Origin of the sequence: Nocardioides acrostichi (assembly GCF_015319165.1) — a bacterium.
Taxonomy (GTDB): domain Bacteria; phylum Actinomycetota; class Actinomycetes; order Propionibacteriales; family Nocardioidaceae; genus Nocardioides; species Nocardioides acrostichi.
Window position 1 is genome coordinate 85339 of the sequence record NZ_JADIVZ010000011.1, and the last position, 15221, is coordinate 100559.

Consider the following 15221-nt stretch of genomic DNA (forward strand, 5'->3'; position numbering starts at 1 on the left):
CCGGTGGCATCCCGGGGCTCGGGGGTGCCGCCGACGACGTGACGGAGGCGACAGGAGTAACTTGACGAGAGTGACCACCTGGGCTTTACACGACGATGCCGTCGAGCGTCTGCGAGCCTCCTACGCCGCGATCCCCGCAGGGGCACCGGTGCGGCTCGCCAAGCGGACCTCGAACCTCTTCCGGCCGCGGGCGGACGCCGCTCGTACCGGGCTCGACGTCTCCGGTCTGGCGGGCGTGCTCGAGGTCGACTCCGAGGCCGGCACCGCCCAGGTGCAGGGCATGTGCACGTATGAGGATCTCGTCGCCGCGACCCTGCCGCACGGGCTCATCCCGAAGGTCGTCCCGCAATTGCGCACCATCACCCTCGGCGGGGCGGTCACCGGGTTGGGCATCGAGTCCACCAGCTTCCGCAACGGTCTGCCCCACGAGTCGGTGCTCGACATGGACGTCTTCACCGGCGCCGGCGAGGTCGTCACCACGCGGCCGGGAGAGGCGTTGTTCGACACCTTCCCGAACTCCTACGGCTCGCTCGGCTACGCCACCCGGCTGCGCATCGAACTCGAACGCGTGCCGGGGTTCGTCTCCCTGCGCCACGTGCGCTTCGACGACGCCGGCCTCCTGGCCAAGCAGATCGCGGCGATCACCGAGTCCGGCAGCTACGAGGGCCGGGTGGTCGACGGCCTCGACGGTGTGGCGTTCGCGCCCGGAGAGTACTACCTGACCCTGGCGACCTGGACCGACCAGGTCACGGAGTCGCCCTCGGACTACACCGGGCAGGGCGTCTACTACCGCTCGATCCAGCAGCGTGAGACCGACACGTTGAGCATGAACGACTACCTCTGGCGCTGGGACACCGACTGGTTCTGGTGCTCGGGGGCGTTCGGCGTCCAGAACCCCCTGGTGCGGCAGGTGTGGCCGCGGCGGTGGCGACGCTCCGACGTCTACCACCGGTTGGTCGGGCTCGACTCACGCTTCGGCATCGTCGACCGTCTGGACCGACGGGCCGGACGCCCGCAGCGCGAGCGGGTGGTGCAGGACGTCGAGGTGCCGGTCGAGCAGACCGCCGCGTTCCTCGACTGGTTCGACGAGCACGTGGGCATGCGCCCGGTGTGGCTGTGCCCGCTGGTCGCGCAGCGCGATTGGCCGACCTACCCGCTCGCCTCCGGCGAGGTCTACGTGAACATCGGCTTCTGGGGCACGGTGCACGTCGGCCCCGAGGCGCCACGGGGCCCCACCAATCGGGCCATCGAGGAGCAGGTGCACGCCCTGGGCGGGCACAAGTCGCTGTACTCCGAGGCCTTCTACGACCGCGACACCTTCGACCGGCTCTACGACGGCGCCCACCTGGCCGCCGTCAAGGCCGAGTTCGACCCCGACGACCGACTCACCTCTCTCTACGACAAGGCGGTGCGAGACCAATGAGCACACTGGCCATCGGCGAGGCGATCGCCTCGCTCCTGCGCGACGGCCTGCCCGTGCGACTCGAGGCCTTCGACGGTTCCGTCGCCGGCCCCGACGACGCCGACATCCGACTCGAGTTGAAGAACGAACGCGGTCTGGCCTACCTCCTCACCGCACCCGGCGACCTCGGCATGGCCCGCGCCTACGTCTCCGGCGACCTGGTCGTGCACGGCGTGCACGAGGGCGATCCCTACGAGGCCATGCGGCTGCTCCAGAACCACCTCCGGTTTCGTGCGCCCTCGCCGCTGGAGGCCGTGTCGCTGCTGCGCGGCCTCGCGTCGTCGGTCGGCCTCACCAACCTGTTGCCCGCACCGCCACCGCAGGAGGCGCTCCCGCGTTGGCGGCGCACCCTCGAGGGCGTGCGGCACTCGCTGACCCGCGACGCCGAGGCGATCCACCACCACTACGACGTGTCGAACCGCTTCTACGAGCTCGTGCTGGGTCCGTCGATGGCCTACACCTGCGCGGTCTACCCGACCGGGGAGGCGTCGCTCGAGGAGGCTCAGGAGGAGAAGTTCGACCTGGTGTGCCGCAAGCTCGGCCTCCAGCCCGGTCAGCGGCTGCTCGACATCGGTTGCGGGTGGGGCGGCATGGTCCGGCACGCGGCGAAGCACTACGGCGTGCAGGCGCTCGGCGTCACGCTCAGTCGCGAACAGGCGGCGTGGGCCAAGGAGGCCATCGACGCCGACGGCCTGGGCGACCGCGCCGAGGTGCGCCACAGTGACTATCGAGACGTGCTCGAGAGCGACTTCGATGCCATCTCCTCGATCGGACTCACCGAGCACATCGGCGTCAAGCAGTACCCCGAGTACTTCGGCTGGCTGCACGACCACCTGCGTCCGCAGGGGAGGCTGCTCAACCACTGCATCACCCGGCACCACAACGAGGTCACCTCGACCGGCCAGTTCATCGACCGCTACGTCTTCCCTGACGGCGAGCTCACCGGCTCCGGCACCATCATCGCGGCGGCACAAGACGCCGGCCTCGAGGTCATGCACGAGGAGAACCTGCGCCGGCACTACGCCATGACCCTGCGCGACTGGTGCCGCAACCTGGTGGCGAACTGGGACGAGTGCGTCGCCGAGGTCGGCGTCGGCACGGCTCGGGTCTGGGGTCTGTACATGGCCGGGAGCCGGTTGGGTTTCGAGCGCAACGAGATCCAGCTCCATCAGGTGCTCGCGACACGCACCGAGGACGGTGTCGACGGCTTCGAATTGCGGCCACACTGGCGTCCGTGAGCAACCGCCCCACCCAGCACACCGCTACGGTCCTGCGCCGCGAGCGGCTGAGCGACCACCTGCTCCGGCTCGTCCTCGGTGGCCCCGGCCTCGGCTGGTTCGGGTCCACGGGCGTGTGCGATGAGTGGGTCGGACTGGTCGTCCCCGGCCAGTTCCAGAGCCGGTACTACACGGTGCGCCGCTGGGACGCCGCGGCCCGCGAGCTCACCCTCGACGTCGTCGTCCACGACGAGGGCCTGGTCACCGAGTGGGCCCAACTGGACGGCGAGCACTCACCGATCGGGCAGGAGGTCGTGGTCACCGATCCCAAGGGATCCTTCGGAGCCCCCGCCGACGCCGGCTGGCTGATGCTCGTCGGCGACCTCACCGCCATGCCTGCGATGGCTCGCATCGCCGAGGCGAGCACGGTGCCCGTCTCGATCTGGGCCGAGGTGCCCGACGCCGAGCAGATGGCCGCCTACCTGCCCACGCACGCACAGGTCACCTGGCTCGCCCAACCCGGCGACGGGTTGTCGTCACTGGCCGATGTGGTGGGCGACCTGACCTGGCCCGAGGGCACGGGCTACTTCTGGATGGCGGGGGAGTCCTCGCAGATGCGGTCGATCCGCAAGCACCTGATGCGCGAGCGTCGGCTGCCTTCGACGCACTACGACGTGATGGGCTACTGGCGCGGGGGCGCCAAGCGCCAGCCCCGCGCCGTCGACCCCGGCCCCATCTACGCGGCGGGCAAGGCCGCCGGCAAGAGCGACGAAGAGATCTGGGCCGACTACGACGCGGCCCGCGACCAGCAGGAGCAACAACAGTGAGCGATCTGCCACCCCCGGCGCCTCCGGTCTTCGCGACCGATGTCGATGCCGACCACCGCAGCGGCTTCGTGTCGTTCGTCGGCAGGCCCAACGCCGGCAAGTCGACGCTCACCAACGCCCTCGTCGGCACCAAGGTCGCGATCACCAGCGACAAGCCGCAGACCACGCGCACCGTCGTCCGCGGCATCGTGCACCGTTCCGATGCCCAACTCGTGCTGGTCGACACTCCCGGCGTGCACCGGCCGCGCACGCTGCTCGGCGAGCGGCTCAACGACCTCGTCGCCGCGACCTGGGGCGAGGTCGACGTCGTGGCCGTGTGCTTCCCGGCCGACGAGAAGATCGGGCCCGGCGACCGGTTCATCGCCGCTGAGGTCGCCAAGCTCAAGCACACCGTGAAGGTCGCCGTGGCGACCAAGACCGACCTGGCGGGCCCCGAACGAATCGGTGAGCACCTGATGGCGATCTCGGCGCTCGGGACCGACCTCGACATCGAGTGGGCCGAGATCGTGCCCGTGTCGGCGACCGCGGGTGACCAGGTCGGACTGCTCGCCGACCTGCTCGTGCCGCTGATGCCGCCCGGGCCGCCTCTCTACCCCGAGGGGGAGCTGACGGACTCGCCGGAGGAGGTGTTGGTAGCCGAGCTGATCCGCGAGGCCGCGCTCGACGGCGTCCGCGACGAGCTGCCGCATTCGATCGCCGTCCTCGTCGAGGAGATGGAGCTGCGCGAGGACCGTCCGGCCGACAAGCCCCTGCTCGACGTGCACGCCATCCTCTTCGTGGAGCGGGACTCCCAGAAGGGCATCGTCATCGGCCGCAAGGGTGCCCGGCTGCGCCAGGTCGGCACGGCGGCGCGTCAGCAGATCCAGACCCTGCTCGGTACCCCGGTGCACCTCGACCTGCGGGTCAAGGTCGCGAAGGACTGGCAGCGTGACCCGCGCCAACTGCGCAAGCTGGGCTTCTGAGGATCAGTCGGGCGCCCAGCACAGCCCGTAGTCCTGGCCGTCGGCCCACTGCTCCTTGGTGGGCCACTCGTATCCCCACGTGAAGTCGAGCGGGTCGGACGCCGCGTCGCGGCCGGCGTTCTCGCACTGACTCTGCCCGGCGGCGCGCACGGTGTCCTCGCCGGGGTAGGAGTCGCCCGCGATGTCGACGACCTGGATCGCTCGCCAGGAGTGCTTCTGCGAGCAGGGGATGCGCAGGTAGCCCGTCGTGCCGGGCTCGGCAGGGGAGCAGAGGCCGTACCGGGTACGACCCTCGGGGGTGGCGAGGACGCCGCGCAGGCGTCCGACCAGCGGGGCGAGCTCGCCCTGCTCGGCCAGCGCGACCAGATCGCAGCGGAACCACGAGGCCCCGGCGTCGGACTGCTCGACGGTCGGCGTGAACCACACGCTGCGCAACACGCTGAGCCTCAGGGCGTCGGTGCCACCGCCGACGAACCGACTCAGTGCCGCCGGGCAGGTGGTGGCCGGCTGGTTGCGCACGCGGGCGGAGTCGACGGCCAGCAGGTGACCGCCGACGTTGGTGCTGAGCTGCCCGACCTCGAAGGTGAAGGTGGTGGTGTCGCGCGTGCTGCAGGGGGTGGGCTTCCTGGTCGCCGTGGGCGCGAGGGCCTGGTCGTAGCTGAGCCGGTAGCAGGCACCCTTGGCAGGGGTGGGTGCGGACTTCGCCGCCGCCGGCTTCGTCGGTGTGGCGCTGGCCGCGGACGAGGTCGGGGCGCTCGAGCCGGCCGTCTCGGGGCTCGGGCTCTCCTCGCCCGAGCACCCGGCCAGGAGCAGGGCGGTCCCGGCGGCGAGTACGGCCAGAGGTGTGCGCAGCCGGCTCACTGGTGCGTCCTCGCCCAGCAGACCGAGCGCCGGACGCCGACGTCCCACTCGCTCTGCTTGAAGTAGGTGTAGCCGAAGTCGTAGGAGTCGGGATACCCGAGCCACGCGCCCACGGAGTCGGAGCAGTAGTCGCGGCTGGTGACCTCGACGATGCGGTCACCGGGGTAGGGATCCTTCTCCTCGCCGACCTTGATGGTCGTGACAGCACGCCAGGTGTGGGGTTGGGAGCAGACGACCTTGGTCGACGACATCGACTTGCCGTCGGCACACACCATCCACTCGTCGGGTGGACGCCCCTCGAGCAGCTTTTTGGTCTTCTCGGGTAGCGGCAGGTAGTCGGTGAGCGCGTCGTTGCCGCCGATGAGGTCGCAGCGGAACCAGCGCGCCCCGTCGTCCCAGGCCTGCTCGTCTGGCCGGAACCACGCCCACGACAGCACGGTGCGCATCACGGCCGAGTCGTCGGCGCGCAGGTGCTTTTGGAACGCCTTGGAGCACACCGGGAACACATGCTCGCCCAGCCTCGCATCGTCGTACGCGGCGTCGTCGAAGAGCGCCGGGAACGCCTCGACCGCGATCGTCTCGGCCGTGTGCTGCTCGGCGCAGTCGATCGATGCGCTGTCGTTGCTCGGCTGCGCGACCGCGTCGGCGTCGAGGTCTCGGCAGGAGCCGACCTCGGGCGCGGCCTCGACCGCTGCGCGCGAGGTCCTCTCCGAAGGATCGTCGGACTCGGCGTCGTCGGTCGAACACCCCGCCACGACCAGGAGCACCGCGAATGCCGCCGCGGCTCGCGCCACGATCGAGCGACCGCGCGCGTGGGTGGGCGCTGCGTGCGACACGGACGACTCCCTGGGACAAGGCGGGGCTGAGGGCCGTCGAGGATCGTACCCGCCACCGCAGAGGTACCCGAGATTCGTCATCGGTGGTTGAGCCGTGAGGAGCGTCAGCGACGAGCGCGTCGTCCGGTGGTTGAGCCGTGAGGAGCGCTAGCGACGAGCGCGTCGAAACCCCGCACGACGCTGACGCACCGGTGGTTGAGCGCGTCGACACCCCGCACGGCGCTGACGCACCGGTGGTTGAGCCGTGAGGAGCGCCAGCGACGAGCGCGTCGAAACCCCGTAACGGGCAAGGCAACATCTTCTCCACAGTTCACCGCCAGACCTTCCGATAGAACAGGTGTTCGATTAGAATCGGGTCATGACGCCGGCTTCCGCACCCCAGCCCTCAGGGCTGCTGGCATGTGCGGTGTCGGCGCAACGCGAAGCCCAGGCCGCCGAGGTGCGGCTGTGGGAGGCGGCCGCGGAGTGGTGTGCCGCGCACGCGGAGGGTCATGTGCCGGACTGTGTCGCCGGTGGTCCGTTGGGGGTGGTGACCGATGAGTTGCTGGCGGTTTATGAGGTCGAGGGTGGTGATCGGCTCATCGGGGCCGGTGGCCCGGGCGCGCCGCTGGTGGCTCAGTTCGCGGTCATCGAGCTCGCCACCGCACTGGGTCGCTCCGATGCGTCGGGTCGGGCGTTCGTGGGGGCGGTGATGGAGACCCGGTTCCGCCTCCCACTGCTCTGGGAGGCCATGACCTCCGGGCGCGTCGCACCCTGGCGGGTACGCCGCATCGCCGAAGAGACGATGAAGGTCGGTGCCGAGGCTGCCGCCTTTGTAGACCGGATGATCGCACCCATCGCACACAAGACCGGCCTGCGGGCCCTGGACGGTCTCGTCGCGGACGCGATCGCCCGCTACGAACCCGAAACAGCCGAGGCCGACGTCGCCGACGCCCACGCCGCCAAGCACGTGACGATCGAGCTCGACCAGTCCGGCCGATCGACTATCCAGGGTGCGGTGTGTGCGTTCGACGGCCTCGTCCGCCTCGACGGGCTCCTGGACCGTGCCGATGCCGAAGACCTCGACCACGCCCTCCGCCACCTCGCCGCGGAGCAGTCCGCGCTCGGCTCACCGCTGGACCTCGGCGAACGCCGCGCCGCCGCCCTGGGCCAACTCGCCCGGAACCAGACCATGCTCGACCTCGCTGGCGAGGTCACCGGTGGTGTGGTTTCGACGCGCTCGGCCGTGGACGGCCTCACGGCTCAACCACCAGGCCCACCGGTGGTTTCGACGCGCTCGGCCGTGGACGGCCTCACGGCTCAACCACCGGGCCCGCCGGTGGTGGACGGCCTTACGGCTCAACCACCAGCCTCGGTGGTGGTTTCGACGCGCTCGGCCGTGGACGGCCTCACGGCTCAACCACCGGGCTCGCTGGTGGTTGAGCCGCCGGATGCCGAAGGCGAAGGCGTGTCGAAACCACCCCAACCCACCACGCTCCCCACCACGGTCCCCGCAAGCGTGCCCGCCCGCCAACTCGTCCTCCACGTGCACCTCTCCAGCGAGGCCATCACTGGCACCGGCACACCTGGCATCGACCCCGCGACCGGTGCCCTGGGCCTCCACCTGGCCCGCGTGTCCACCGCCACCGGTGCACACCGCGCCACGGTGACCGCCGCCCAGGTCGCGACCTGGGCCGGCAACCCCGACACGAAAGTCATCGTGAAGCCGGTCGTCGATCTGGCCGACACGGTCGCGGTGGATGCCTACGAGATCCCCGACCGCATCGCCTACCGAGTCCGTGAGCAACGCCAGACCTGCACCTTCCCCTTCTGCACCAGGTCAGCGATGCGCGCCGACCTCGACCACATCGACGAATACGTCCCACGATCCCAGGGCGGCCCACCCGGCCAGACCGGCACCGACACGCTCGCCCCGCTGTGCCGCACCCACCACCGCGCCAAGACGCATCCGAGTCCGAGTCATCAGCCAGGCCGGTCCGAGAAGCGCTGGCGCTACCGACGCATCCGCCCCGGGCTCTACCTCTGGACCAGCCCCCACGGCCGGCACTTCCTCGTCGACCCCGACGGCACCGAACACCTCACCTGACCCACCACGCCGGTGGACGAGCACGCTGCCGGCGCTGCGGGCCGACTCGCGGCTCGGCCAACGGTCGACCCCGGGCCCGAGGATGTGGCTCAGTCGCTCACCAGAGCTGCGAGCGTGCCGCCGAGCTCGTAGGCGGCTGAGGTCTCGTCGTCCCCGACGTCGCCCACGACCGAGAGCACCTCGGCGGCCTGCCGCCAGGGCAGCGCCTGCACGATCGATTCCACCGAGCGCACGGCGCCGGTGGTGTCGTAGCGGCCGTGCACCCAGAGTCCCCACGGCACCTTCGAGCCGCCGCCCGCGCCGGATGCCGAGCCGTCGTCGCTCAACGCGCCGCCGGCCTCGAGGAAGATGGTGTCGAAGAAGTGCTTGAGGGCGCCGCTCATGTAACCGAAGTTCGCCGTCGTGCCGAGCAGCACCCCGTCGGCGGTGAGCACGTCGTCCGCCGACGCCTCCAGCGCCTCGCGGACGACGACCTCGACGCCGGTGATCGCGTCGTCGTTCGCTCCTGCGATCACCGCATCGGTCAGAGTGCGCACGGTGGCGGTCGGGGAGTGGTGCACGACCACCAGTCGGGACGACATGACACGACCGTACCGAGCGTGGGCTATGGTGACGCAGTCATGTTGTACAGCCTCCTCCTTCGCTGCCGCAGCGAGGTCTGAGCCACCGCCGGACCCCCTCGCTGCGGAGTGATCGTGTGCGCCGGCCTCAGGCCCCACATCCCAAGCGAGGAATCATGACCATCACCAACGCGAACCACGCGAGCAATCCCCAGCAGCCCAGCGGCATGCCCTACGGGCGGTACGTGCCGTTCATCCCGGTGCAGCTGACCGATCGCACGTGGCCGAGCCAGTCGATGACGCAGGCGCCGCGGTGGTGCGCCGTCGACCTGCGCGACGGCAACCAGGCGCTCATCGACCCGATGAGCCCGGCCCGCAAGAAGGAGATGTTCCAGCTCCTGGTGAAGATGGGCTACAAGGAGATCGAGGTCGGCTTCCCGAGCGCGAGCCAGACCGACTTCGATTTCGTACGCATGCTCATCGAGGACCACCTGATCCCCGACGACGTCGTGATCCAGGTGCTGACCCAGGCGCGCGAGGAGCTCATCGAGCGCACGTACGAGTCCCTGCGCGGCGCGAAGCAGGCGATCGTGCACCTCTACAACTCGACCAGCACGCTGCAGCGGCGCGTGGTGTTCGGCCTCGACATGGACGGCATCGAGGACATCGCCGTGCAGGGCGCGAGGCTGTGCCGCAAGTTCGAGGAGCGCATTCCCGAGACGAACGTCTTCTACGAGTACTCCCCGGAGTCCTACACCGGCACCGAACTCGAGTTCGCCGTGCGCGTGTGCAACTCCGTGCTCGACGTCTTCGAGCCCACCGCCGAGAAGCCGGTCATCATCAATCTGCCCGCCACCGTCGAGATGGCCACGCCGAACGTGTATGCCGACTCCATCGAGTGGATGGGCCGGCACCTGAACCACCGCGAGCACGTCGTGCTCTCACTGCACCCGCACAACGACCGCGGCACGGCGGTCGCGGCCGCCGAGCTGGGCTACCTGGCGGGCGCCGACCGCATCGAGGGCTGCCTCTTCGGCAACGGCGAGCGCACCGGCAACGTCTGCCTGGTCACCCTCGGTCTCAACTTGTTCACGCAGGGCATCGACCCGCAGATCGACTTCAGCGACATCGACGAGGTGCGACGCACGGTCGAGTACTGCAACCAGCTGCCCGTGCACGAGCGACACCCCTACGGCGGCGATCTCGTCTACACGGCCTTCTCGGGTTCCCACCAAGACGCCATCAAGAAGGGCTTCGAGGCGCTCGAGCGAGACGCCGCCGCTGCCGGCGTCCACGTCGATGACCACGCGTGGGGTGTGCCCTACCTGCCCATCGACCCCAAGGACGTCGGTCGCAGCTACGAGGCCGTGATCCGAGTCAACAGCCAGTCGGGCAAGGGAGGGGTGGCCTACGTGCTGAAGGCCGAGCACAAGCTCGACCTGCCCCGGCGCGCGCAGATCGAGTTCAGCCGGGTCATCCAGCAGCACACCGACACCGAGGGCGGTGAGATGTCGCCCGAGGCGATCTGGCAGACCTTCCGCGCCGAGTACCTCGACCGTGAGGCGCCGTTGAAGCTCAACTCCGTGCACACCTCCTCGGCGGCCGGCGCGAAGGACGCCCTCGACGTGAACGTCTATGTCGACGGCGAGATCCGCAGTCTCCACGGTGAGGGCAACGGTCCGCTCTCTGCGTTCGTCGACGCCATCAGCGGCGTCGGCTTCGACGACGTCCGGGTGCTCGACTACGCCGAGCACGCCCTCTCGGCGGGTGGCGACGCCTACGCCGCTGCGTACGTCGAGTGCGCCGTCGACGGACAGGTGCTGTGGGGCGTCGGCGTCGACCCCAACATCGTGACCGCCTCTCTCAAGGCAGTGATCAGCGCGGTCAACCGGGCGCCCCGGGCCTGAGCCCCGGGGGATCGCATCACGCGATCAGCGCTTGAGGGGCAGGCTCACCGTGAAGGTGGCGCCGTGGTCGACCTCCGACTGGAGGGCCACGGTGCCGCCGTGGGCCTCGACGATCGAGGCCACGATCGCCAGTCCGAGGCCGGTGCCCTGGACGGCCTTCTTCTCCGCGTTCGAGGTGCGGAAGAAGCGCTGGAACACGTGGTCCTGCTCGTCGAGGGGGATGCCCATGCCCGAGTCACTCACGCGGATGACGGCGTGGTCGTCGTCGACCGTGGTGTCGACGCGCACGTAGCCGTGCTCGGTGCACTTGACTGCGTTCGCCACCAGGTTGCTCAGCACGCGCTCGATCTGCGCGCCGTCGCCGACGACGACCAGTGGCCGCGTCGGGTGCTCGAATCGGACGTCGAGTGAGCGACCCGCGACCAACGGGGTGGCCCATTCCTCGACCAGCTTCAGGACGTCACCGAGGTCGACGTCCTCCGCCTTCCACGTGACGGAGCCCGAGTCCAGGCCCGCCAGCATGAGCAGGTCGTTGCACAGCGTGATGAGGCGCTGGCCGTTGCGCGCGATCGTGTCGAACATGACCTGCTGCTCGGGCAGTGGGTCGACGATGCTGCCGTCGCTGAGCATCTCGGTGTAGCCGACGATGCTGGTCACCGGCGTTCGCAGCTCGTGGGAGACGGTCGAGACGAACTCGTTCTTGGCCTGGTCGAGGGCCTTCAGGCGCTCCACGGCCGTGCGCTCCTTCTCCAGGGCCGCCATGAGCATCTCCTGGCCGCGGCGCTGCTCGGTGACGTCGCGCGCGACGATGAGGATGCCGACGTGGGAGGTCGCGCCCTCGAGGGCACTGACCGTCATCGAGACGATCCTGCTGGTTCCGCTCGACGACACCCATCGCCAATCGTGAACCGCAGCCTCGTTCACGCGGGCACGCTCGACGATGGCGGAGAACGCCGTCGCGGGGTCGGCGGTGCCGAGGCGCTCGATCAGCTGCTCCCGGTCGAGCTGGTCGACGAACCGGGCACCGACCAGGTCGGCCCGATCGCATCCGAGCATCCGGGCCGCCCCGTGGTTGGCCACCGTGATCCGGCCGTTCTCGTCGGCGCCGACGATGGCGGTGGTGATGGCCGCCTGCATGAGGTGGCTGACCAGCCCGGCGCTGGCGCGCTCGGTCGTCACGTCGATTCCGGTGATCACCATGTAGGTGGGGTGTCCGAGCTCGTCGCGCACCATGTTGTTCGACCACGAGACGCGCCGGCGCTTGCCGTCCTTGGTGATCGCGTCCCGCTCCCGGGCCAGGGGGGTGCCCGAGCGGTTGGGCCACAGCATCATTGCCTCGATCTCTTCGGCATCTCCGGGCGAGAGCGTGGTCTCCCAGACCAGTCGGCCCACCAGATCCTGGGCGGAGAACCCGGTGGTCTGCGTCGTGGCGGCGTTGACGCGCACGATCCGGCCGTCGAGGTCCGCGAGCAAGATGATGGCCGCGGTCGTGTCGAGGGTCGCGGCCGTGAGGTCCTGGGCGGTGCGCAGCTGTTGCAGCGCGTGGTGCTCCGCGCTGACATCGAGCAGTTGAGCCGACCACATGGGGCCCTCGCCGGCGTCGTCCTGGAGCCGGCTGAGCGCCATCTCGACGCGGGAGTCCACGCGAGCACTCACTTCGACCTGGGCCCGCCAGGTCTGGTCGTGGGCGCTCGACGTCTCCTCGGGGAGGGTATGGCCGCCGACCTCGACCAAGGAGCGCAGACTCGCGCCGAGGAGGCTGTCGTGGTCGCGCCCCAGCAGGACGGCGGCCCGGGCGTTGAACTCGGCGACGACGAGCTCCTCGCCGTCGCGTCGCAGCAGGAGCTGCCCGAGGAGCGAGTCCGTGAAGCTCCGCCGGAACAACACCTCCGCCGCCGCGACCCGGTCCAGGAGGCGACCGTGGGAGGCCCAGATGAGCGCGAGGGAGAGTCCGAGCAGCGCCGCCCCCACCAGGTAGGCCTGGTTGAGGGTCGCTGCGGTCGAGGCCGAGATGGGCTGCCCCTGCGCCACCCCGTTGAACGGGCCCCAGCCGAGGCGCGTGAGGGTGGTGGAGACGACAGCCAGGCCGAACATCTCCACCGCGGTGACGCGCACGTCGAAACGCACACCCGCCCAGGCCAAGAACAGCAGCGGGACGAAGGTCAGCGAGAGCTCTTGGTCCGGGCCGAAGACGAGCAGCGTGATGACCGCGCCCAGCGTGCCCTGGACGCCGAGCTCGAGGCTGGAGCCCAGCCACCGGTTCCCAGAGCGGCTCATGGTCAGCGCCACGATGACGACGACGGCCGCGGCGTGCGAGGGGAGGACGTCTCGGGCCGCCTCCCACCCCCCTCCCATGCCGGACATCGCGACCACGAGGCCGACGATCGCGCTGATGACCAGGCCACCTGCCACCGCCGCCACGAGCAGCCTGAGGAAGTCGGCCAGCGTGCGCATCCTGGGAGGTCGCCCCGGCGATCCGGCGCGGATGATCAGCCCGGCGACGACGGCCTCCCCGGCATTGCCCAGCCCGAACCCGAAGGCCGAAGCCGCGTCGCGGCCGGCGGTCATGTTCGCCAGCGCGGTCACGACCAGGACGCTGACGAAGGCCAGTGCCAGCGGCGCACGACCAGGTCGGGTGTAGACCACGAGGGCGACTGCGACCCCGGCGGCGGGCCACCAGACGGCGACCGGGTTGCCGGCCGGGCGCAACATGACCGACGTGGTGCCCGCCAGGTAGACGACACCCAGCAGCAGCGATGTCATCGGCAAGGAGAGAAACCGATGACCGGAGACGGTCATGGCGCTCATCCTCGCCGACCTCGGTGCCGCACGATGCCGGTTTGTGGATTGTGGGTCGAACCTTGCGGTGATCTTGCGCGTTTCTCGCGTTCCGCGTGCCTAGGAGCCGCAGCAGGCCGCGCACGGCACAATGGAGGCGTGCCTTTGTACCGCGACGAGGCGATCGTGCTGCGCACCCACAAGCTGGGGGAGGCCGACCGCATCATCACGCTGCTCACCCGCCAGCACGGTCGGGTGCGCGCCGTCGCTCGCGGCGTGCGGCGCACCACGTCGCGGTGGGGATCCCGGCTCGAGCCGTTCACGCACGTCGACCTCCAGCTCGCCGAGGGTCGCAGTCTCGACACCATCACCCAGGCGGAGACGATCACGCCGTTCGCGAACGGCGTCGGCCACGACTACGAGCGCTACACCGCCGGGACGGCGATGCTCGAGGCGGCTGAACGGCTCGCGGTCGAGGAGAGGGAGCCGGCCACCCAGCAGTTCCTGCTGCTGGTCGGCGGCCTGCGGGCGATGTGCCGGGGCGTGCACGGCCCCACCGGTGTGCTCGACTCCTACCTGTTGCGCTCGCTCGCGGTGGCCGGGTACGCGCCCAGCTTCGAGGCGTGCGCTCACTGTGGTCTCGCGGGGCCGCACCGCTGGTTCAACGTGGCCATGGGCGGAGCGTTGTGCAGCACGTGCCGGCTGCCCGGTTCGGCGAGCCCGGCGCCCGAGACCCTCGTCCTGCTCGGCGCGCTGCTCGCAGGGGACTGGGACGTCGTCGAACGGGCCGATGCTCGCACCTCTCGCGAGGCGAGCGGCCTGGTGTCGGCCTACCTCAACTGGCACATCGAGCGTGGACTCCGCTCCCTGGCCTACGTCGAGCGCTGATGCGAGCCGGCGTTCGCCGAGTCGTAGGCTGCGCGGCGTGAAGCGCGCTGTCCGACCCCCCACACCGCACCCGACCGGGGCGCGGCCGCCCGTCGTCCCGCGCGAGCTCGTGCCGCAGCACGTGGCGATCGTGATGGACGGCAACGGGAGGTGGGCCAAGGAGCGTGGTCTGCCCCGCACGAAGGGGCACGAAGCGGGCGAGCACTCCCTCTTCGATGTCGTCGAGGGCGCGATCGAGATCGGTGTGAAGGCGATCTCGGCCTACGCCTTCTCGACCGAGAACTGGTCGCGCAGCCCCGACGAGGTGCGCTTCCTCATGGGGTTCAACCGCGACGTGATCCGGCGTCGCCGTGACGAGATGCACGAGTTGGGCGTGCGGGTGCGCTGGGCGGGGCGGGCGCCCCGGTTGTGGAGATCGGTCATCAAGGAACTGCGGGTAGCGGAGGAGATGACCCGAGACAACGACGTGCTGACGCTGACGATGTGCGTCAACTACGGTGGCCGCGCCGAGCTCGCGGACGCCGCCCGCAGCATCGCGCGCGAGGTCGCCGCCGGCCGGCTCAACCCCGAGAAGGTCAACGAGCGGACCTTCGCGCGCCACCTCTACCTGCCCGACGTGCCCGAGCCCGACCTGATCTGGCGCACCTCGGGCGAGCAACGGCTCTCGAACTTCATGCTGTGGCAGGCGGCCTACGCCGAGATGGTGTTCACCGACATCCTCTGGCCCGACGTCGACCGGCTGGCGCTGTGGCGGGCCATCGAGATCTTCGCCGAGCGGGATCGCCGTTTCGGGGGAGCGCTGCCCAACCCTTCCTGACCCGACCCGACCCGACCCGA

At 70.1% G+C, this 15221-nt stretch carries 12 protein-coding genes; 8 read left to right on the forward strand and 4 right to left on the reverse strand.

Annotation, left to right across the window (positions count from 1 at the left end):
- The first annotated feature begins 70 nt into the window (after positions 1 to 70).
- Genes ISG29_RS17020 through era form a run of 4 tightly spaced genes read left to right on the forward strand, consistent with a single transcriptional unit; the run spans position 71 to position 4468 of the window.
- Positions 71 to 1423, forward strand: a complete 1353-nt coding sequence (locus tag ISG29_RS17020; protein ID WP_194504656.1) for an FAD-binding oxidoreductase — start codon at positions 71 to 73, stop codon at positions 1421 to 1423.
- Positions 1420 to 2700 carry a class I SAM-dependent methyltransferase gene (locus ISG29_RS17025; protein WP_194504657.1) on the forward strand — a complete coding sequence of 427 codons (1281 nt, stop codon included), beginning with the start codon at positions 1420 to 1422 and terminating at the stop codon, positions 2698 to 2700. The genes ISG29_RS17020 and ISG29_RS17025 overlap by 4 nt, the downstream gene beginning before the upstream one ends.
- A complete protein-coding gene (locus ISG29_RS17030) occupies positions 2697 to 3506 on the forward strand; it encodes a siderophore-interacting protein (protein ID WP_194504658.1) in 810 nt (269 codons plus the stop codon). Before ISG29_RS17025 ends, ISG29_RS17030 begins: the two co-directional genes overlap by 4 nt.
- Positions 3503 to 4468, forward strand: coding sequence for a GTPase Era (gene era / locus ISG29_RS17035; RefSeq protein ID WP_407940235.1), 966 nt, complete (start codon positions 3503 to 3505; stop codon positions 4466 to 4468). Before ISG29_RS17030 ends, era begins: the two co-directional genes overlap by 4 nt.
- A gap of 3 nt (positions 4469 to 4471) precedes the next feature.
- Here the strand turns inward: era and ISG29_RS17040 are convergent, their stop codons facing one another.
- Together ISG29_RS17040 and ISG29_RS17045 are read right to left on the reverse strand one after the other, a co-directional pair.
- On the reverse strand, positions 4472 to 5329 hold the full coding sequence (locus tag ISG29_RS17040) for a septum formation family protein (RefSeq protein ID WP_194504659.1): 858 nt from the start codon (positions 5327 to 5329) through the stop codon (positions 4472 to 4474).
- Positions 5326 to 6165 (reverse strand): septum formation family protein, encoded by an 840-nt coding sequence (locus ISG29_RS17045; protein ID WP_194504660.1) that lies wholly within the window; start codon positions 6163 to 6165, stop codon positions 5326 to 5328. The genes ISG29_RS17040 and ISG29_RS17045 overlap by 4 nt, the downstream gene beginning before the upstream one ends.
- 358 nt (positions 6166 to 6523) lie before the next feature.
- Here ISG29_RS17045 and ISG29_RS17050 point away from each other — a divergent pair, with 358 nt between their 5' ends.
- Positions 6524 to 8251 carry an HNH endonuclease signature motif containing protein gene (locus ISG29_RS17050; RefSeq protein ID WP_194504661.1) on the forward strand — a complete coding sequence of 576 codons (1728 nt, stop codon included), beginning with the start codon at positions 6524 to 6526 and terminating at the stop codon, positions 8249 to 8251.
- Positions 8252 to 8340: 89 nt separating this feature from the next.
- On the opposite strand, the gene ISG29_RS17055 is transcribed toward ISG29_RS17050, so the two are convergent.
- On the reverse strand, positions 8341 to 8832 hold the full coding sequence (locus tag ISG29_RS17055) for a flavodoxin family protein (protein WP_194504662.1): 492 nt from the start codon (positions 8830 to 8832) through the stop codon (positions 8341 to 8343).
- Positions 8833 to 8987: 155 nt separating this feature from the next.
- Between ISG29_RS17055 and leuA the strand changes: the two genes are divergently transcribed.
- A complete protein-coding gene (leuA, locus tag ISG29_RS17060) occupies positions 8988 to 10718 on the forward strand; it encodes a 2-isopropylmalate synthase (protein WP_194504663.1) in 1731 nt (576 codons plus the stop codon).
- A 24-nt stretch (positions 10719 to 10742) separates the two neighbouring features.
- Here the strand turns inward: leuA and ISG29_RS17065 are convergent, their stop codons facing one another.
- The gene (locus ISG29_RS17065; protein WP_194504664.1) at positions 10743 to 13517 is read right to left on the reverse strand and encodes a PAS domain S-box protein; all 2775 of its coding nucleotides are present in this window, start codon (positions 13515 to 13517) and stop codon (positions 10743 to 10745) included.
- Between the two features lie 138 nt (positions 13518 to 13655).
- On the opposite strand from ISG29_RS17065, the gene recO reads away from it, so the two are divergent.
- Entirely contained in the window at positions 13656 to 14384 is a 729-nt protein-coding gene (recO, locus tag ISG29_RS17070) for a DNA repair protein RecO (protein ID WP_194504665.1), read from the forward strand.
- Between the two features lie 37 nt (positions 14385 to 14421).
- Positions 14422 to 15201, forward strand: a complete 780-nt coding sequence (locus tag ISG29_RS17075) for an isoprenyl transferase (RefSeq protein WP_328829631.1) — start codon at positions 14422 to 14424, stop codon at positions 15199 to 15201.
- Positions 15202 to 15221: the final 20 nt, after the last annotated feature.